Here is a 19,147-nt window from a genome sequence, read left to right as displayed (position 1 = left end):
GGTTCAGTCTCTCAGTCTTCCCGACTTCCTGTCTTTCGGACTTCCGGACTTTCCGTCTTCTCATCTCCCCCACTCAATCCGAAACACACTCCCAACACCTGTCTCACTCTCTACTTCAATTTTTCCTCCATGACTTTTTACAACGCTGGCTACGTAGTTAAGTCCGAGGCCATGGCCTTTTGCATTGTGTACATCACCGGTAGGTACGCGAAAGAATTTTTCAAATATTTTTTTGTGATACTCCTTGGGTATACCGATGCCGCGGTCTTCCACGAGTAATGTTAGTTTGTCGGGTACACCTTTTAAGGTAACAAGTATAAACGGATTTTTAAGACTATATTTTAACGCATTGTCAAGCAGATTGTAAATTACATTGGTAATGTGCATCGAGCCTCCCTGCATTTCGAAGTCCGATCCTTCTTTTATATACTGAATACTCGCACCACGTTTTTCAAATACCAGCTTCATGGATGCTATTACCTGTTGTACGGTTTCATCCAGGTTTATGGGTTCGGGTTTAAATTCAACACCCCGGTTCTCGAAGATGGCGGTGCGTAGGATTTTATCCGTCATCAAGGTGAGCCGGTTTAATTCACCTTGCGCTATATCTAAATATTCAGCTGCCAGTTTGGGGTTGCTCTTTGCCTGAAAATTTTTGAGTGCTTCCAAGGCTACACTTACGGTTGCTACCGGGGTTTTCAATTCATGCGTAACGTTGCTGATAAAATCATTCTTCAGTTCCATCAATCGCTGTTGTGAGCGCATGTTCAGGTACATCGTAAGAAAAGCGATAAGTATCATAATCGTGAGGAACACCGAGAATAAAATCTGTGGAGTAATTTCAGTTAGCAACGTGCCGCGTACATTGGTGAGTGACGTTGCATAATGATGCAGCGGATTGAGACGCACCGGTTCAACATGGAGCGTATCGCTAAATATAGGGGCTGAATCGTGTGAAGGACTCTTGTTATCTTTACCTCTATGGAATTCCTGACGTGCGAAATCCGGAAAGAAGTCTGGCCGATCTGCCGGAGGCGTGCGAACGATATGGTATATTTCGAAAGGAAGATTGAACGAAGCATGGGCAAGCGCTTTGCCAAACTCATGTCTCAGACTATCGCGATCAAGGGTGTCGGCACCGAGCCGGACTACAAAACTTTTCGCACCCCGCTTACTGCGCAGCTGAAAATTCTGGATGCGCGATACCACAGGCTTCAGCATATCACGCGATAGCGAGTCTACATGATCCTGGGAAGTTATGTAGATACGCACTTTTTCATCGCGCACCATAGAATCTTCAACAGCATCTTCCCACTTCGCGGAATCAACGTGTTTGGTAGTACCGTACGCAACGACAGACGCAGGCATGGCCGGAATTGCAACACGGATAGAGTCTGACGAAATCGCAAGTATATTTTTGGAAATAAGTGAGTCACGCATGGTATATACGGTGCTCCGGAATATATCATTTGCTTCGCGCCTTAAATCGTAGAATGCTTTTTCATACGAGTTTATCAACCATAACGCCTGCAAAGTGATCAACAGGATCATACTGCTGATCATCAGGAGGAGTATACCTATATGTTTACGTTTCTTCATCTGTAGTCCCTTCTATGCTTTACCGCTCTTAATCGCTACACAGCAAATGGGTAACCGGTATTTGCTTATGCTAAACAATGTTAAGCCTTTCACCTGATACAAAGGTAACGTTCCCGCTGCCAGTGCTAAACATCTTTAACGTTAATTAACATTCCTTTCAGAACTATTAACCGTTGGCCTTAATCTCTGCCTGTACATTTACTCCCGAAACTAATTCATGAAAATTTCTACAACAATGAAACGTATCCTGATATTTCTGGGCATCCTGGTGTCCCTTACAGCAGCACATTTTGTTTTTGCACAAACTTCCGAAGGCATTATTACTTATGAAGTGAAAGTAAATATGCACCGCAGACTTCCTCCCGAACGACAGGGCATGAAGGAGATGATGCCCGAGTTCGATGTTCATAAAGAGCAGCTCTCTTTTACAGCGACAGAATCACTTTACAAACCTATAATAGAAGAAGAGGAAGACGACTTTGCAGGCGAAGATGGTGGTGGCATGCGCATGCGTTTCAGAAGACCAAATGCCGAAGTTTACTTTAATTATGCTTCTTCTAAAAAAGTTACCCAGCAGGAATTCATGGGTAAGAAATACCTGATTGAAGATTCTGTGAAAATTACCCCGTGGAAATTCGGGACAGAAGTAAAAACAATTCTTGGGTATGTCTGTCGCCAGGCAACATTCTATAATGAAGAGCGCAAGCAAACAATAGTGGCGTGGTATACTGACAAGCTTCGCCCTTTTTTAGGACCTGAGATATATACTACACTTCCGGGTGCTGTTGTGCAGGTTGATATTAATGAAGGTGAACGTGTTATCACAGCCATAAAAGTAGAGCCGCGTGCTTTGAAGAAAGGCGAACTTAAAATTCCATCGGGCGGTACAAAGATCACCGAAAAGGAATTTCGCAAAATGATGGATGAGCAGATGCAGCGAATGGGACGTGAAGGCGGTGTGATGATCCGGAACTAGGTGTGTTCATGTGTTGAGGTGTTGATGTATCTGTAATTATATACTATATCCTGATCTGTAGATTTATATATCTTATGAAAAGACTTTTAATATTTTTTGTTTTTATGTCGCAGGTGGCGCTGGCGCAGAAGATTACTGTGAGGGGACAGGTGGTGGACTCTGTGTCGCATGGCTTGCCGGGTGCTACGGTTATTGTGTTGAATCCGAAAGATTCATCGCTGGTAAATTTCGGCGCTACGGATGTTGCCGGTAAGTTTGAGATAGCCAATCTCGCGCGGGCCTCCTATATGTTAAAGGTGACGTATGTCGGGTATAAAACCTATTCAGCTTCCATTGCTCCTGCCGAGGGAGATATAGTAAATATGGGTGCTCTTAAGATGGTACCCGCACAAACAAAACTGGATGAAGTGGTGATCGAGTCTGAAAAGATTCCGGTTGTGATCAAGCGCGACACTATTGAGTATAATGCGCTTGCTTTTAAAACCAATCAGAATGCAACGGTGGAAGAGTTGCTGAAAAAGCTTCCGGGTGTTGAAGTGGACAACGATGGTACTATACGCTCGCAGGGCGAACAGGTAAAACGCGTAACGGTGGATGGTAAGACTTTTTTTGGTACTGATCCTAAATTGGCCACGCGCAATCTTCCTGCTGATGCTATTGACAAGGTACAGGTGTTTGATAAGAAATCTGATCAGGCTGCTTTTTCAGGTATCGATGACGGCCAGCGCGAGAAGACTATCAATCTCGAACTAAAAGAGGAAAAACGTAATGGTGTATTTGGGAATCTGCAAGGTGGTGTTGGTACGGACGATCGCTATGCCGCAAAGCTCAATCTCAACCGCTTCAAAAAAGGTCAACAGCTTTCGGTACTAGGTATGGGGAATAATACCAATGAGCAGGGGTTCGCGATGGACGACTATATGAGCTTCACAGGGGGGACACAACAGCTTATGAGCGGACGTGGTGTTGTGCGCGTTGAACTTAACTCCAACAACTCAACCGGTGTACCGGTAAATATAGGTGGACGCAACAGTGGTATAATGACAAATTATGCCGGTGGTGTAAACTTCAATAATGAGTTTAATAAAAAGACCGAGCTCAACGCGAGTTATTTTTATAATCACCTCGATCATGATATTGACATGACGACCGAGCGAACCAACTACCTGACTTCGGGTAACCTGCAGTTCAATCAGCATAGCCGGCAGTTGAGTACAAATTCCAATCATCGCGTTAATACGACACTGGAGCATAAATTGGACTCGATGAATTCGCTGAAGTTCACTACGAGCACTACCTATAACGAAACCGAATCGAATACAACCAGCGATAGTCAGAATTTTGATGCAGAGGATAATTTACTGAATGAGAGTACCGGTCGATCTTCGGCCAGTGGTACATCGGCAAGTCTCAATACAAACCTGCTGTGGCGCCATCGATTCTCTAAAAAAGGACGCACGTTATCCGTTAATGCACAACTAAGTGTAACCGACAGCGACCGCGATGGCGACCAGGATGCTACCAATATATACTATACGGGCGATCAGGAAACAACAACGGTTTTGCAAACCAATACACAGGAAACAAGTACTGTCAGTTACAGCGGAACACTCTCATATACCGAGCCGCTGGGAAACAGAAAATACCTGGAAGCAAACTATACATTCCGGCAGAACCTGAACGATGTTGATAAGAAGGTATATGATGTTCAAAATGAAAATTATGTTTTCAATTCTTCGCTGAGTAATCAGTATAAAAGCGATTATCAGTACCACCGTGCCGGACTGAACTTCAGAATGAATCGTGAGAATTACAATGTTACCGTAGGAAGCAGTCTGCAACAAACTTATTTAGATGGTGACTTAATTCTGCTGGATCAGAAGATCTCCAAATCATATCAGAATCTATTACCAGTAGCGCGCTTTAACTATGATTTCTCAACAACCAAACACTTGCGCTTTGATTATGAGACATCCGTGCAGGAGCCGAGCATTCAGCAGCTGCAACCTGTTGTAGATAACAGTGATCAACTTAACTGGTATGTTGGTAATCCTGATCTGCGGCCGGCCTATGCGCATAATGCGCGACTGAACTTCACCACGTTCGAGCCTGGTAAGTTTGTAAGTTTCTTTGCCTTCGTAGATGCTACCTATACGCGCAATGCTATCACTACGGCACAGAGTTATACCGAGCAGCAGGTGCGCGTATCGACACCGGTAAACGTATCAAGTACAACACGATTGAGTGGTGATGCCACATTCAGTTTCCCGATACAAAAGATTGGCAGTCGCTTCAGTATATCTGGAAATGTTTCAAAACAGAATGGCGTGAATGTAGTGGAAGGTGTTGAAAGCGGAGTGATTCAAAATACATACGGGGGAAGATTGCGCTACGATTATCGCTATAAAGAATTTTTTGATGCGAGCCTCGGGGCCAATATTAGCAGGCAGTCTGCCGAGTATGAAGTAAGCGAGCAGTCCAATCAGCTATACTTCAACAAAACCTTTACAGCAGAAGCCAATGTCTCCTTCCTGAAAAATTACCAGTTCACTTCATCGCTTGAATACCTGGTATATGAAAATAAAACCAACGACTATGAGCAATCTATTCCGCTGGTAAATCTTTCCATATCGCGTTTCTTCCTGAAAGCGAAGAGTGGTGAGCTGAGATTTTCAGTAAACAACCTGCTCGATAAAAATATAGGTGTAACACAAACCGCGGATGTAAACTACTTCCAGCTTCAGACATCCAACTCGCTGGGCCGTTATTTTATGGTGAGCTTTATTTATGCACTGAATAAACAGTTAAACCCGATGGGCATGCGTCCACCGAGAGGTATGATGCGCGTGATTCGTCCGTAAGATATATAGATAACGAAGTTCAAAATTTCATGGTCCACCTCTGATCCGGAATCAGGGGTGGCCATTTCTTTTTTGCCAGCCTTAAAAATTTAAGTCTGTTGTAGGCGTGACTAATGTTTTTTGCCTCCATCTAATACAACCGGAATGTCCATGCGGTCGTGCCGCGAGCGATAAGCTATTGAGAGGTTGGAAGATCAGCAACCGATTGAAATTGTTAAATACAAGCCTGAAAAAATAATTTTTAAACATTCGTTTAAAAATTAAACAACTGTTTAATTTTGCGCGTTATAAAGTCATGACAAGCGAAAAAATACTTTCTGCGGCGCGAGAGCTTTTTGAAGAAAAGGGATTTGATCTCACGAGCGTTCGCGAAATAGCAACGAAGGCTGATGTAAACGTTGCCTTGATTAATTACCATTTTGGCTCCAAGGATAACCTGTTGCTCGCGATCATGGAGCAATCCGTTGACACAACACGATTAAAACTTCACGATATAAATCAGTCATCGGCAGCACCGCTTGAAAAGTTTATGGCGGTGATTGATCTGTATGTTGATAAAATATTTTCCAATTGCAAGTATCATCAGTTTATACACCGTGAGCTCTCTACAACGGAGAGACCTGAGTTGACGGAGAATATCGTTAAGATACTCAATCGCAATAGTATGGAGCTGCGCAAGTTGCTGGAAGAAGGACAACGCAAAAAAGTTTTCAAAAAAGAAGTTGATATAGACCTGGCAATGGCGGCTCTGTTCGGAGTAATCTACCAGACAACACATTCTGTTTTCAAAAAGCGTTATACCCGATCTGGTGAAAACGAAGAAGTATATAAGGATCGCGTGAAGAAATTCCTGTTCGATCTGCTCGGGGGTTATTTGATTAAATAAGAACTATATATAAACATGTACAGGAAAATAAGTACTCTCATCGTGATAACAGGCGTACTGGCCGGTATACATCTGCAGGCACAATCTGTTAAAAGGCTTACGGTAAAAGAAGCCATCGACCTGGGAGTTGCCAACAGCAAGCAACTCATTGTGTCGAATGCAAAAGTTAAAGAAGCACAGGCTAAAGTTCAACAGGCACAGGATAAAGTTATACCTGAAGTGGGTGTAAGCGGAACGTATCTCCATCTCAATACACCAACGGTAAGCATGGCGAATGAAGCATCAGGGAATGGAGGCAGTTCAGATTCTCCGCTGGCAGCGTTGTCTAACATACACGATGTTGCCTTGTTGCAAGTGTCTGCTTCATGGCCGGTATTCAACGGCTTTAAAACCAAAAATACCAAAATCATGAACGAGTACCTGGAGCAGGCTGCCCAGTATGATGCACAGACTACACGCAGCAATGTAGCGCTTACCACAGCGAAGGCTATATATCAATATTATGAGTTGCTTGAAACGCGAAAGACAATTGAAGAAAATCTGAAGCAGGAACAGCAACGCGTTACGGAATTCAAGAACCAGGAGGAGCAAAATTTACTGGCACGTAACGATCGGCTAAAAGCAGAATTGCAGGCCAACAATGTGGAGCTTGCCCTTACCGATGTTAACAACAGCGTGAAACTTGCTGAGTATAATCTTACTATATTATTAGGACTGCCGGAAGAAACAACGCTTGAGTTGGACACAGTTGGCATGTTTGAACTTGCTGCACTTACCACCTGGGACCAATACCTTCAGACTGGTTTGGAAAATCGTACAGAATTGAAGTCGGCAGCCGTGCAGCTGAAAGCCGGTGAATCAGGATATAAAATCGCGAAAGCCAATCGACTTCCAACCGTAGCGTTAACAGCCGGATATGTAAACGCCTTTATACCCAACGTAGTAAATGTTACCAATGCTTTGAATGGCGGTGTGTCATTGAAGTATAGCATAACGGGAGCGCTACACGCATCGCACGGTATGCAGGAAGCCAGGTCGCGCGTTGAACAGGCCGAAGCTTCGCGACAGCTCGCTACTGACCAGGTAAAAGTAGATATACGCGGAAAATATTTGAACTGCCAGAAGTCTCTCGAAAAACTTGCTATCACGAAGAAAGCAATCGACCAGGCAGAAGAGAATTACCAGATCTCGCAAAACAAATACAAAAACGGTTTACTCATTTTGTCTGACTACCTGGAAGCAGATGTAGCGTTGCTGCAGGCACGCATTAACTATGCAACTGCGCGTGCCGAGAGCATGATTGCGTATTATGAACTTCAGAACTCAGTAGGAACTCTATAAAAGCATTGTAAAATATAGTATGGAAACTAAAACAAATAAAAATAAACGATTTGCCATTGTGTTGGGAGTCCTAGTAATAGCAGGTGCAACGTTTGGTATTACGAAGTATATACATGGCCAGCACCACGAAGAAACCGATGATGCGCAGGTGGAAGGCGATATCAGCCCGATCATTCCGAAAGTATCAGGTTATGTAGAGCGCCTGCTGGTAGATGACAACACCATTGTAAAAGCTGGTGATACATTGATTGTTCTGGATGATCGCGACCTCGCCGTAAAAGTATTGCAGGCTGAAGCTGCCCTTGAAAATGCAAAGGCAAACCTTGAATCTACGAAAGCCGGATATACTACATCACAGGAAACTGTGTTGAGTTCGAAATCATCATTGCAGGCTTCCGAAGGAAACGTTGAGATCGCACAAGTAAGAGCGCGCAGAGCAGAGCAGGACTTTAAGCGTTACGAAGAACTGATCAAAACAAAATCCATCACACAACAGCAATATGAGCAGGCTGAAGCAGACCGCGATGCTGCCCTGAAGCAACTGGAAGTAGCGAAACGTCAGCGTGAAGCGAGCTTCCGCGAATCAAGCGCACGTCAGGCACAGAGTACGGTGAGCAACCGAAATATAGCCTTGGCGGCAACCGTAGTGAAAGAACGCGAAGCTGACCTGGAGTATGCTAAACTTCAATTGTCGTATGCGTGCATTGTTGCTCCATCTTCAGGAGTTATATCACGCAAGAATGTGCAGATAGGACAATATGTGCAGGCTGGTCAATCACTCTTCGCGCTGGTAACCGAAAGACAGAAGTGGGTTGTTGCCAATTTCAAAGAGACACAACTTGAGAAAATGAAACCTGGTCAGGAAGTTGAGATCGAAGTAGATGCTTTCCCGCACGAGTCATTCAAAGGTAAAGTAGAATCTATATCGCCTGCTACCGGTGCCAAGTTTGCTTTGCTGCCGGCGGATAATGCGTCCGGTAACTTTGTAAAAGTAGTGCAGCGAGTGCCGGTAAAAATTATACTTACCGATGCTCCTGAAAAAGCAAGTCTGCTCCGTGCAGGTATGAACGTGATTGTTGACGTACATTTAGATTAAGAGTATATATACATGGTTCAGCAGGAATCATTGGTTGAATATGGTTTTAACAGGGTGATCATTACCATTACCGCGATAATGTGTGCCCTGCTTGAAATTATAGACACAACCATCGTAAACGTAGCCCTCAATGAAATGAAGGGAAACCTGGGCGCTACGTTGAATGACGTCAGTTGGGTAATTACAGCTTACGCTATAGCCAACGTTATTATAGTGCCGCTTACCAGCTGGCTATCGCAACAGTTTGGCAGAAGAAATTACTTTGCAGTATCCATCGTGATCTTTACTGTAGCTTCTTTTCTGTGCGGTAACGCTACGAATATATGGGAGCTCGTTTTCTTCCGGTTTATACAGGGGCTGGGTGGCGGTGCGCTGCTGGTAACGTCTCAAACCATTATCACCGAAGTATATCCTCCTGAAAAGAGAGGCATGGCGCAGGCACTATATGGTATGGGTGTAATTGTTGGTCCCACGCTGGGCCCTCCGTTGGGTGGATATATAGTGGATCATGTTTCGTGGCCCTATATATTTTACATTAACATTCCTATCGGGGTTGTTGCCACACTGCTTACTCTTTCATATGTAAAAAGCCCGAATTATGGAGGTAAAAAATCAATGGCAGAGGTTGACTGGTTCGGTATATTGTTCCTGATTATGGCAGTAGGTTCGCTTCAGTTTGTGTTGGAGAAAGGACAGGAACACGATTGGTTTGAAGATGTATGGATTATTCTTTTCTCGGTAGTAGCTGTGTTAGGAGTATATCTGTTTATCTGGAGAGAGCTGGTGGCGAAAGATCCGGCCGTGGAGCTAAGGGTATTGAAAGATAAAAATCTTGCTATCGGTACGGTGCTCTCGTTTATACTCGGCTTTGGTTTGTATGGGTCTACATTTGTTATTCCCTTGTTTACACAAAACTCATTGGGATGGACAGCCTTTCAATCCGGGTTAATGCTGGTGCCGAGTTCAATTGCCACGGGTTTGATGATGCCAATCGTAGGTCGCGCCATTCAAAAAGGAGTATCGCAGAAGTATCTCATTGCGATGGGTTTCTCGGCTTTCTTCGGTTTTAGTTTGTGGGCCTATACGGTTATCACACCTTTCACATCCGAAGGAGATTTCTTCTGGATGTTGATGTTACGCGGTGTTGGTCTCGGATTTTTATTCGTGCCAACAACAACACTTGCTTTATCGTCACTTAAAGGTAAGGAGATAGGGCAGGGTGCTGCCTTTACGGGTATGGTTCGTCAGTTAGGCGGATCGTTTGGAATTGCGTTGATCAGTACCTATATCAGTCGTAAAAGTGTACAGCACCGCAGCGATATTGCTAATCACGTGTCACCGTACGATCTCGATGTACAGCAACGTCTTGCCGGTATGAAAGCAAACTTTATCGCCAGCGGTTCAACCATCGATCAGGCTACAATGCAAGCGAACAAATTGATGGATCTGATGGTTACCAAACAGGCGATGTTGCTTACCTATATGGATGTCTTTCTGGGTATAGGTATATTCTTTTTGATTTGTGTGCCGTTCGTGTTGATACTGAAGCCCGTGAAGAGCAAAGTTGATATGAGTAATGTAGGACACTAGAAATATATAGCATCACGTGGAGTGATAAACATCCACATGCAGTGCGGAGTCAGGAATGGTTATAGATTGGGGTTAAGCCTGACTCTCGCGCTGTGTGTGGATGTTTCTTTTTTTATAGCAGCGTGCAACGCTCTCTTTATAATAACAGGCTAATCTGCAGTTCATGTACAGAGGCTTGTAGGTTGCAGGCTGTGGTTTTATCTTCGGGCATGGTTAAGTACATTGTATTGCTGTTTGCATCGGTATCGGTAACATGTTCCGCTCAAATCTATATGCCCAAGTTTGAAGTGCAGGGCCACCGCGGTGCCCGTGGTCTGAAGCCGGAAAATACAATTCCAGCTTTTATAACAGCACTTGACTCTGGCGTTATGACGCTGGAGATGGACGTTGTTATTACTAAAGACAAACAGGTAATTCTTTCGCATGAACCGTTTATGTCGTCAGCCATTTGTCTGGATACCACTGGCCGACCCATCACCGAGAAGGAAGAGAAGAAGTATAACATTTACGAAATGACCTATGCCGAAGTGGGCAAATATGATTGCGGTTCGCGCGGCAATGAAAAATTTCCGGAGCAACAAAAGATAGCGTTAAGCAAACCGCTGCTGCGTGAAGTTATTATAGCGGTGGAAGATCACATCAAGAGCGCTACACAATATGAAGTAGACTATAACATTGAGATTAAAAGCTCCCCGGATGGTGACAAGAAATTTCATCCGACTGTTGAAGAGTATTCTGATCTCGTTTACGGTGTTATTAATGAATACCTGCCGCTGGAACGCGTGGTAATTCAATCGTTCGATTTTCGGGTGTTAAAATACTGGCGGAAAAAATATCCGCACGTGCGGCTCGCAGCACTTGTTGAGAATATAAAATCCATCGAGGCAAATTTGAAAGATCTGGGATTCAATCCTTCTATATATAGTCCGTACTATAAGCTCCTGTCAAAAGACAAAGTGACGCTCCTTCATAAACGAAAGATCCGCGTTATCCCGTGGACGGTAAATGATGAAAAAGAGATGCTTGCACTAAAGGGTATGGGGGTAGATGGCTTTATTACCGATTATCCGGATCGTGCCCGTAGGTATAAAATGACGCTGAATATGAACGTTCAGAAAAAATAAGAGCGCCTCCATTCGCCATTTTCTGTATTCTTCTATTTTATTCTGTATCCTTGCGGAAAATCTTGAAAAGTAAATGAGTAAAAAGTATAACGTTTACGGCATTGGTAATGCTATTGTAGACATTGTAACCGAAGTTGAACACGATTTCTTTGAGAAGAACGGTATCGAGAAGGGCGTGATGACACTGGTGGATGAAAAACGCCAACTCGAGCTCATGAAGGTTATTGATATGCAAAAGAGTAAAATGTCGGGCGGTGGTTCTGCCGGTAATACCATCGTTGCAATCAATCAGTTCGGAGGGAAATCTTTTTACTCATGCCTGGTAGCACATGATGCGCTTGGTAAATTTTTCCTGGAAGATCTTCACCGAAATGGTGTTGATACTAATTTAACGTATGAGAACTGTCCGGAAGGACACTCGGGCCGATGCCTGGTCATGACATCACCGGATGCGCATCGTACCATGAATACATTTCTGGGCGTAAGTTCTTTCCTTTCGCCACAACACCTGGACGAAAGCGCTATCAAAGATTCTTCGTATGTATACCTCGAAGGTTATCTGGTGGCAAGTCCGAAAGGTCTTGAAGCTATAAAAGAAGCCAAGCGCATCGCAGAGAAAAATAAAGTAGAAGTTGCGCTTACGTTTTCAGACCCAAGCATGGTGAAATATTTTTCTGCACAGATGCAGGAGATTGTGGGCGCAAGTGTTGATCTTCTTTTTTGTAACGATGAAGAAGCGATGATCTTCACAGGAACCTCCAGTATTCTGGAAGCGCGCGAAAAACTGAAGCAGGTTGCCAAACGATTTGCCATAACGCTGGGAGCCAATGGTGCCTTGATCTTTGATGGCGATACATTTATACAGATTGAACCGTACAAAGTGCAGGCGATCGATACCAATGGAGCAGGCGACATGTTTGCTGGTGCCTTTCTGTATGCGATAACACATAATCATAGTTATGCTGAGGCTGGTAAATTAGCATCACTGGCGTCATCACGCGTGGTAACGCAGTGGGGGCCGCGACTCGATCCGGCTCAGGCTAAAAAGATTTTGACTGACCTCGTAGCGTAAGGAGAAACTTGGCGGGAAGAATAAATGTGTTGAAATTGCTGCGTAATCATAGATTTTAACAGATTTATGATCAGCACTTAATAAATCCTGCGGAGATGGTTTGTAAATTCCGCAAATCCTGTTCATCTTTGCAGCCCTTAAAAAGTAAGGGATAAAAACGGATTACTATGAAACGTACATATCAACCTTCCCGCAGAAAGAGAAAGAACAAGCACGGTTTCCGTGAGAGAATGGCTTCTGCTAATGGACGCAGAGTATTAGCATCCCGCAGAAGAAAAGGACGCAAGAAACTTACTGTTTCTGACGAGAAGACCTTAAAGCATAAATAATCCCTTTCAGGTAGTTCAGCTTCCCTGAAAGAGATTGAATATTTTTGATCTCTATGGGGAAATTTACGTTCCGTAAGGAAGAACGACTCAGTAACGAAAAACATATACAGGAACTCTTCGACAAGGGTTCCTCTTTTTATTTGTTCCCTTTCAAGGTGTTGTTTATGCCGAACCCCGATCCTGCGGTGTCTCATCACCAGGTTCTCATCTCGGTGTCCAAGAGAAATTTCAAACGTGCCGTTGATCGTAATCTTATAAAAAGAAGAATACGCGAAGCATATCGTTTACAAAAAGAATTCCTGCCGGCAGCCTCTCCGTTGCAGATCGGCTATATCTATACACATAAAGAGATCCTGCTTTTTGATGAAATGAAACGAAGAATGCTTCTTTCGTTCAAAAAATTACCAAAATCATCAACGCAGATTACCGATACGATTACCCCCTGATGCCGTAGCGATTGAAGTGAATAGTCGTTATATTTACTTAACACGCACGCGCCCCGGTCACATCACACCTGATGCCAGAACCCGAAAGCTATATTATGTGGAGAAGAACTAAATGGCCATTGATACTTGTACTCGGTGTAGTACTCGCGTTCGCTTTCCGAAAACCTGCAGAAAAATATTTCGACATCGCCAAGAGCCTTGACATATTCGCTACATTATTCAAGGAGATCAACGCTTACTATGTTGATGAAGTCGAACCTCAAAAACTTATACGCAAAGGAATTGATGGTATGCTCGAATCGCTCGATCCATACACTGATTATATTCCTGAAGATGAAATTGAATCGTTTCGCATTTCAACCACGGGACAATACGGTGGTATTGGTGCGCTGATCGGAATCATCAATAAAAAAACGGTCGTTACATTTCCTTACAAAGATTTTCCAGCCTATCGCTCCGGTATTAAAGTCGGTGATGAAATTGTCGCCATTGATGGTAAAAATGTTCAGGGTAAATCCACAACAGATGTAAGTGCTTTGCTAAAAGGACAGCCTAAAACAGATATCGAAGTAACGATAAGACGTTACGGACAGAAGGAAGATCTCGTATTGAAAATAAAACGCGAAAAAATCAGTATCGATAATCTTGCTTATTATGGTTTGGTAGAACCAACCATTGGCTATATACGCCTGGATGATTTTACACCCGGAGCCTCTAATGAAGTTTCGAGCGCTCTAATTGAACTGAAGCAACGCGGTGCACAAAAAATTATACTGGATTTAAGAGAGAACCCGGGAGGCCTGTTACACGAAGCAGTAAATGTTGTAAACCTGTTTATCCCTCGCGGTCAGGAAGTTGTCTCAACAAAAGGGAAAGTTGAAGAATGGAATAAAAGTTATACTACATTGAACAGTCCGGTAGATACAGAGATCCCGATGATCATTTTGGTTAGCGAAGGAAGTGCGTCCGCATCAGAGATTGTGGCCGGTTCTTTACAGGATTATGATCGGGCTGTGCTCATTGGAAAAAAAACTTTCGGAAAAGGTTTGGTGCAGACAACACGTCCGCTTGCCTATAATTCGCAATTGAAAGTAACGACTGCTAAATATTATATCCCCAGCGGCCGTTGTATCCAGGCGCTTGATTACACGCATCGCAAAGACGATGGGACAGTAGAACGTATAGCAGATTCACTCAAATCAGAATTTAAGACAAAACGTGGTCGAAAAGTTTATGATGGTGGTGGATTGGATCCAGATATAGACGTTGAATATGAACCGGTTGGCACAATCACATCAGCTTTGATAAGCTCGGGACTGGTTTTTGAATTCGCGTCACGTTATTGCGCTGAAAATCCTGCAACACCAGATTTAAAATCTTTTCATATCACCGATAAAGACTATGAAAAATTTACGCATCTCATTAAAGAAAATAAGTTTACGTATTCAACTCCGCTGGAGCGAAACACGAAGCAGTTGATAGAGACCGCGAAAAAAGAAAAATATTATACCGAGATGGAGGCACAGTTGAACGCATTGAAAAATAAAATAGATGCGAGCAAATCAACCGATATGATCCGTTTTAGAACCGAAATTATACAAGTACTCGAAGAGCAGATTGCATTTCATTATACGCAGAACGAAGGTCAGGCGGAAGTTTCGCTGCCACGCGACAGGGCTGTGTTGGAAGCGCGAAAAATTCTGAACAACGATGCTGCATACAAGAAAATCCTTTTCCTCAATTAATGGCTCTTATTCTAAGTCTGGAAACATCCACTACAGTTTGTTCTGTAGCCCTGCACAATAATGGAAAGTTGGTAGCTTCTGCCGAGATGCATAAAGAGCAATCGCATGCATCGAAGCTCGCGGTGTTGATCGATCAGGTTGTGAAATTGGCAGATATACCTATGAGCGCTATACAGGCCATTGCCGTGTCAGAGGGTCCAGGGTCTTATACAGGTCTTCGCATCGGTGTATCTACCGCCAAAGGACTATGTTTTGCTCTAGGCATACCGTTGTTATCGGTAAGTACATTGTCTTTGCTGGCAAAGCAGATTCAACTGAAAGCTATCCTTGACAATGCTTGGCTTTGTCCGATGATCGATGCGCGCAGAATGGAAGTATACTGTCAGATTTTTGATAGTGAGATAAATGTCTTGCGACCCATAGAAGCAAAAGTTATAGACGAAGAAAGTTTCAGGGAATCATTGAGCGATCATAAAATAATTTTCTTTGGTGATGGTGCAGCAAAATGTAAATCGGTGATCACCCATTCAAATGCCTTTTTTATTTCGGATATAGTGCCGTCAGCAAAAGAGTTGGGATTTTTAGCAAGTGAAAAATTTTCGCGAAACGAATTTGAAAACCTCGTTACGTTCGAGCCATTCTATCTGAAAGAATTTTTAATTAAAAAACCTGCGGATAAAGATTCTGCAGTGGCGAACAAAATAAGTTAGTTCTCGTGTTTGAAGAATAATGGAAGCTCAGGATCAGATCGTTAATAAAGTAGCGAGCAGTTCGCTCATTACTTTTAACCTGGAGGAATATTACGTTCAGGGTGATAGAATTTTATTGGATATAAAAGATCAGTTATACCAGGGACTTATTCTGAAGGAAAAAGATTTTCGTGATTTTATTAAGACACATGACTGGAGTCAGTATCAAAATAAATTTATAGCGATCACGTGTTCTGCAGATGCGATCGTTCCAACCTGGGCCTATATGTTGTTAGCTATTGCGTTACAGCCCTTTGCAAAAAAGATTGTATTTGGATCTCTGCAAGAGTTAGAAACAATTCTTTACCACGAACAATTAGCAAAAATCGATTGGTCAAAATTTAATAATGCAAAAGTTGTTGTTAAAGGTTGTAGTAAAGTTGATGTACCTATAGCAGTATATGTAGAAGCAACCAATAGATTAAAACCACTTGCAGCAAGCTTGATGTTTGGTGAACCGTGCAGTACTGTTCCATTATTCAAAAAATCCAGAGCAGAATCATAAAAATTTTTTTAGTCGTTAATGATTTGATCCTCAGTATTTATAGTGTTGCAACATGAGGGTCGGTGAAAAAATTATTCATGCACCTCTGTGATTTTAAAAATCTGTTTATACCTTTGAGACCCTTTTGCCAGTAGGGCATAGGAAAACTTGAAAAGCTGGAGGTATATATCTTTCTAAAAAGATCTTCATTTGCGAGAGTGGATGGAAAAAGNCAGTCGAAGCATAGTCTCCGTTTCGGGACTATGCGTTTTTGAAAAGCAGCCTGTCGCTAAGTGTGTGCTTCCGCCAGAGTCCCCGAGGCGGGAGACTCTTCGGAGACTTCTAAAGATTAACACATCCAGAATTTTTTCTTTACAAAGTCAATCAGCGAAGGTCCTTCACATCCGTTGGCTTCCTCAGCGTCTTTATCGTGAGGGTTTCGCGCGATGATATACTTGCCAGTTTTTTTATGTTTCATTATTACTCCGGCTTCGAGTATATCTCCTTTTTTGCCTGTTAGATTACCAGTTCCGTTGTGAATTACTTTGATAGAATCTCCTTTGATGATTACGGTGCAGTTGGCGCCATTTGATTTACCTCCCCATTCTGCGAAAGCTATATCATAAGTATAGGTTCCGCTCTTGGGAATTTGACCGCTTGCAATAGTGGCGGAGAGGAGAAGTGTTAATAAAATCGTTAAGCGCATATATAGTATAAACAAATTTGAAGGCTGGCTTAGGGTATAATTACTTGAACTATTCTGCTACTAAGCATCAGAGTCCCGGCGGCCGGTGACTCTGATGGGGACGTAAGTTCATCATTAAATTTTATACCTAATTCTTTTTCTGTTCTTTCAATCTGTTCATGTGTTGCAGAGGGCCGAAGGATTGTAGGAAAGTGGTAACCTATCTCTGTTTGCTTTTTAACTATTCTCTTAAAGCAGTCTGTAATTGTCATGTTAATTTTAACGTTAAAGTATCGATATAGGAACACCTTTACTTATATGAGTATTTATAAATGTATACATCTATACTCCGCTGATGTCGGAGCATAGTCTCCGTTTCGGGACTATGCGCTTTTGAAATGCTGCCTGGAGCTAAGTCTGTTCTTCCGCCAGAGTCCCCGAGGCGGGCGGAGGCTGGTGACTCTAATGGGTATCATTTTTGGTTGGGTTATTAATATAATTACTTGAACGGTTTCACTACTAAGCATCAGAGTAGCGGAGGCCGATGACGGGGTGTCAAATGGATAGTTCCTATTACTTCTCATCAAAATCTTTTGACTCGTCATCGGCAATGAACCCTATATTGGGAGGGCTAAAGCCGGATACATCAGGGGCTTGATACATATTCTGTCCATGAGCTATTGCGTTACGAATTCGATTATGGACAACGTTTTGGAGCGCTCTACTAGTGATTAACCATTGTTCATATGGAGTTAATCCGGATACAAAAGGTTTTTCTACAATGTTTTGTTCTTCTTCAATCATTTCAGCGGTGACTGGTATTTGTGCCCATTTAAAAGCATCGCTCAGTTTATTTGTAATTTTTATCTTACGTTTATGGCTCACCCTTTCGCGAAATTCCAGTTGTAGCCAATCGTTCAAGTACATGCTATCTCCATAGACAATTCCGAAATCCGTATCACGAGTAACAATGATAATATGCTTGTCTGTTCTTTTTGCACAATCAATAATCCATTCCCAATTAATAGAATCACCTATAGAATTGTCGCTTTTTTTGCGAGGAGGATAGCCCAACATAAAACGCTTGTTTGCTAATTCTCTAATTTTATCTTTTTGATCACTTTCTCTTGTTAAAATAAACTGGCTGTCAGTCCTAAAAACACGTTGAAGAGTTTGGTATACTTTATCATCTTTCACTGGATTTGTCAGAATTTTCTCAAGACGGTTTCTTAGTTTCTTTTGTTGTTCAAGAATTTTTGCTTGCGCCTTCTTAATCATAGCGGCCGGCTTTGCGTCAACCAGTACAGTGGGAACACTAGCTCCTGTATTAGACGACTTATTCGCTTCGTTGAATGCTTCAAGGATTACAGACTGCCGATTTTTTCGAAATTCCATTTCAACTTGGTCTGTGAGAATTAATACATCCTTATGTTTTTCGATTTCTGCCAGATATTTTAAGCTGATATTACTGCTCCTTATCCGGTAGAAGTCAAGAAGTATATTTGTATCTATGAAAATTAGAGCATCTAATTTTGGTGTGCTTTTCTTTGCCATATTGCTAACGGTTACTTTTTCTTCGCATTTGAGTGAATAGTCTACTGTGCTACATTTTGAGCCACGCTTTCACATTTCCTCTGAACTCATTCTTGATTTAATTCCGAGGGTTTTTTAGAGCAAGGGAGGGACTAGAATCCTCATGCTTAAGATAATTTTATACTTTACTTTCCCCCCTCCAACATCTTCTTCAACAACGCAATCTTCTCATCCTTCTCTTTCAAAAGAGACTCATATAGTTTTTTATTCTCTTCGCTGAGGCGTTTGTTTTCTTTTACTTCGTTCCTATACTCATCCAATGGATTGAAGGTGCATTGATATTGTTGTACAACGTTATTGGTAGCGCCTTCGTAATTATTCTGAATGTTATATAGTATAGATTCCTCACTAAAGTTCTTTATAGCATCCGAGGTGAATCCCAATGCTTTAGCCAAGCGATCGAGCGTAGTATCTTCAATATCCTCACTTTGCTCTAACTTGGAAACAGCCTGTTGGCTTATACCTAATTGCTCAGCCAACGTTTCTTGTTTTATACCGCGTAACTCGCGCAGGCGCGCTACTTTTCTGCCAATGTGAAGTTTATCTGTCATACTCAAATGTAAAAAATAGT

The 19,147-nt window shown here is 42.6% G+C and carries 17 protein-coding genes; 13 read left to right on the top strand and 4 right to left on the bottom strand.

Annotation, left to right across the window (positions count from 1 at the left end; all coding sequences use genetic code 11):
• Positions 1-60: 60 nt before the first annotated feature.
• On the bottom strand, positions 61-1,599 hold the full coding sequence (locus ACFQ21_RS21020; RefSeq protein ID WP_377582228.1) for a sensor histidine kinase: 1,539 nt from the start codon (positions 1,597-1,599) through the stop codon (positions 61-63).
• 235 nt (positions 1,600-1,834) lie between these two features.
• Here ACFQ21_RS21020 and ACFQ21_RS21015 point away from each other — a divergent pair, with 235 nt between their 5' ends.
• The 13 genes from ACFQ21_RS21015 (at position 1,835) to ACFQ21_RS20955 (ending at position 16,319) form a co-directional block, all read left to right on the top strand.
• Entirely contained in the window at positions 1,835-2,575 is a 741-nt protein-coding gene (locus tag ACFQ21_RS21015) for a GLPGLI family protein (RefSeq protein ID WP_377582225.1), read from the top strand.
• Between the two features lie 74 nt (positions 2,576-2,649).
• Complete coding sequence (locus ACFQ21_RS21010; protein WP_377582222.1) at positions 2,650-5,436, top strand: outer membrane beta-barrel family protein; 2,787 nt, start codon at positions 2,650-2,652, stop codon at positions 5,434-5,436.
• 295 nt (positions 5,437-5,731) lie between these two features.
• Positions 5,732-6,322 (top strand): TetR family transcriptional regulator, encoded by a 591-nt coding sequence (locus ACFQ21_RS21005; RefSeq protein WP_377582219.1) that lies wholly within the window; start codon positions 5,732-5,734, stop codon positions 6,320-6,322.
• Between the two features lie 15 nt (positions 6,323-6,337).
• Complete coding sequence (locus ACFQ21_RS21000; protein WP_377582216.1) at positions 6,338-7,663, top strand: TolC family protein; 1,326 nt, start codon at positions 6,338-6,340, stop codon at positions 7,661-7,663.
• Positions 7,664-7,682: 19 nt separating this feature from the next.
• Positions 7,683-8,759, top strand: coding sequence for an HlyD family secretion protein (locus ACFQ21_RS20995; RefSeq protein WP_377582213.1), 1,077 nt, complete (start codon positions 7,683-7,685; stop codon positions 8,757-8,759).
• A 12-nt stretch (positions 8,760-8,771) separates the two neighbouring features.
• Positions 8,772-10,349, top strand: coding sequence for a DHA2 family efflux MFS transporter permease subunit (locus tag ACFQ21_RS20990; protein ID WP_377582211.1), 1,578 nt, complete (start codon positions 8,772-8,774; stop codon positions 10,347-10,349).
• A gap of 209 nt (positions 10,350-10,558) precedes the next feature.
• Complete coding sequence (locus tag ACFQ21_RS20985) at positions 10,559-11,473, top strand: glycerophosphodiester phosphodiesterase (protein ID WP_377582208.1); 915 nt, start codon at positions 10,559-10,561, stop codon at positions 11,471-11,473.
• 73 nt (positions 11,474-11,546) lie between these two features.
• The gene (locus ACFQ21_RS20980; RefSeq protein ID WP_377582205.1) at positions 11,547-12,545 is read left to right on the top strand and encodes an adenosine kinase; all 999 of its coding nucleotides are present in this window, start codon (positions 11,547-11,549) and stop codon (positions 12,543-12,545) included.
• Between the two features lie 167 nt (positions 12,546-12,712).
• The gene (gene rpmH / locus ACFQ21_RS20975; RefSeq protein ID WP_079687198.1) at positions 12,713-12,874 is read left to right on the top strand and encodes a 50S ribosomal protein L34; all 162 of its coding nucleotides are present in this window, start codon (positions 12,713-12,715) and stop codon (positions 12,872-12,874) included.
• Between the two features lie 53 nt (positions 12,875-12,927).
• Positions 12,928-13,320 (top strand): ribonuclease P protein component, encoded by a 393-nt coding sequence (gene rnpA / locus ACFQ21_RS20970; RefSeq protein ID WP_377582201.1) that lies wholly within the window; start codon positions 12,928-12,930, stop codon positions 13,318-13,320.
• A 95-nt stretch (positions 13,321-13,415) separates the two neighbouring features.
• A complete protein-coding gene (locus tag ACFQ21_RS20965; RefSeq protein WP_377582198.1) occupies positions 13,416-15,065 on the top strand; it encodes a S41 family peptidase in 1,650 nt (549 codons plus the stop codon).
• Entirely contained in the window at positions 15,065-15,775 is a 711-nt protein-coding gene (tsaB, locus tag ACFQ21_RS20960; RefSeq protein WP_377582195.1) for a tRNA (adenosine(37)-N6)-threonylcarbamoyltransferase complex dimerization subunit type 1 TsaB, read from the top strand. Before ACFQ21_RS20965 ends, tsaB begins: the two co-directional genes overlap by 1 nt.
• A gap of 19 nt (positions 15,776-15,794) precedes the next feature.
• Positions 15,795-16,319 (top strand): DUF2480 family protein, encoded by a 525-nt coding sequence (locus ACFQ21_RS20955; protein ID WP_377582192.1) that lies wholly within the window; start codon positions 15,795-15,797, stop codon positions 16,317-16,319.
• A gap of 328 nt (positions 16,320-16,647) precedes the next feature.
• Here ACFQ21_RS20955 and ACFQ21_RS20950 read toward each other — a convergent pair whose 3' ends face one another.
• The 3 genes from ACFQ21_RS20950 to ACFQ21_RS20940 all read right to left on the bottom strand — a co-directional run bounded on the left by ACFQ21_RS20950 (position 16,648) and on the right by ACFQ21_RS20940 (position 19,127).
• Positions 16,648-17,004, bottom strand: coding sequence for a hypothetical protein (locus ACFQ21_RS20950; protein WP_377582189.1), 357 nt, complete (start codon positions 17,002-17,004; stop codon positions 16,648-16,650).
• Between the two features lie 552 nt (positions 17,005-17,556).
• Positions 17,557-18,537, bottom strand: coding sequence for a PIN domain-containing protein (locus tag ACFQ21_RS20945; protein WP_377582186.1), 981 nt, complete (start codon positions 18,535-18,537; stop codon positions 17,557-17,559).
• 164 nt (positions 18,538-18,701) lie between these two features.
• Positions 18,702-19,127, bottom strand: coding sequence for a helix-turn-helix domain-containing protein (locus ACFQ21_RS20940; RefSeq protein ID WP_377582183.1), 426 nt, complete (start codon positions 19,125-19,127; stop codon positions 18,702-18,704).
• Between the last annotated feature and the right edge of the window lie 20 nt (positions 19,128-19,147).

It is taken from the genome of Ohtaekwangia kribbensis (genome assembly GCF_042676245.1).
Lineage (GTDB): Bacteria > Bacteroidota > Bacteroidia > Cytophagales > Cyclobacteriaceae > Ohtaekwangia > Ohtaekwangia kribbensis.
The sequence above is the reverse complement of the archived record's forward strand: the minus strand, read 5'-3'. Positions and strand labels throughout refer to the sequence as shown.

Bases quoted from the DNA above. Each gene is read 5' to 3' on its own strand.
- ACFQ21_RS21020 (WP_377582228.1), bottom strand. From the start codon at position 1,599: ATGAAGAAACGTAAACATATAGGTATACTCCTCCTGATGATCAGCAGT.
- ACFQ21_RS21015 (WP_377582225.1), top strand. From the start codon at position 1,835: ATGAAACGTATCCTGATATTTCTGGGCATCCTGGTGTCCCTTACAGCA.
- ACFQ21_RS21010 (WP_377582222.1), top strand. From the start codon at position 2,650: ATGAAAAGACTTTTAATATTTTTTGTTTTTATGTCGCAGGTGGCGCTG.
- ACFQ21_RS21005 (WP_377582219.1), top strand. From the start codon at position 5,732: ATGACAAGCGAAAAAATACTTTCTGCGGCGCGAGAGCTTTTTGAAGAA.
- ACFQ21_RS21000 (WP_377582216.1), top strand. From the start codon at position 6,338: ATGTACAGGAAAATAAGTACTCTCATCGTGATAACAGGCGTACTGGCC.
- ACFQ21_RS20995 (WP_377582213.1), top strand. From the start codon at position 7,683: ATGGAAACTAAAACAAATAAAAATAAACGATTTGCCATTGTGTTGGGA.
- ACFQ21_RS20990 (WP_377582211.1), top strand. From the start codon at position 8,772: ATGGTTCAGCAGGAATCATTGGTTGAATATGGTTTTAACAGGGTGATC.
- ACFQ21_RS20985 (WP_377582208.1), top strand. From the start codon at position 10,559: ATGGTTAAGTACATTGTATTGCTGTTTGCATCGGTATCGGTAACATGT.
- ACFQ21_RS20980 (WP_377582205.1), top strand. From the start codon at position 11,547: ATGAGTAAAAAGTATAACGTTTACGGCATTGGTAATGCTATTGTAGAC.
- rpmH (WP_079687198.1), top strand. From the start codon at position 12,713: ATGAAACGTACATATCAACCTTCCCGCAGAAAGAGAAAGAACAAGCAC.
- rnpA (WP_377582201.1), top strand. From the start codon at position 12,928: ATGGGGAAATTTACGTTCCGTAAGGAAGAACGACTCAGTAACGAAAAA.
- ACFQ21_RS20965 (WP_377582198.1), top strand. From the start codon at position 13,416: ATGTGGAGAAGAACTAAATGGCCATTGATACTTGTACTCGGTGTAGTA.
- tsaB (WP_377582195.1), top strand. From the start codon at position 15,065: ATGGCTCTTATTCTAAGTCTGGAAACATCCACTACAGTTTGTTCTGTA.
- ACFQ21_RS20955 (WP_377582192.1), top strand. From the start codon at position 15,795: ATGGAAGCTCAGGATCAGATCGTTAATAAAGTAGCGAGCAGTTCGCTC.
- ACFQ21_RS20950 (WP_377582189.1), bottom strand. From the start codon at position 17,004: ATGCGCTTAACGATTTTATTAACACTTCTCCTCTCCGCCACTATTGCA.
- ACFQ21_RS20945 (WP_377582186.1), bottom strand. From the start codon at position 18,537: ATGGCAAAGAAAAGCACACCAAAATTAGATGCTCTAATTTTCATAGAT.
- ACFQ21_RS20940 (WP_377582183.1), bottom strand. From the start codon at position 19,127: ATGACAGATAAACTTCACATTGGCAGAAAAGTAGCGCGCCTGCGCGAG.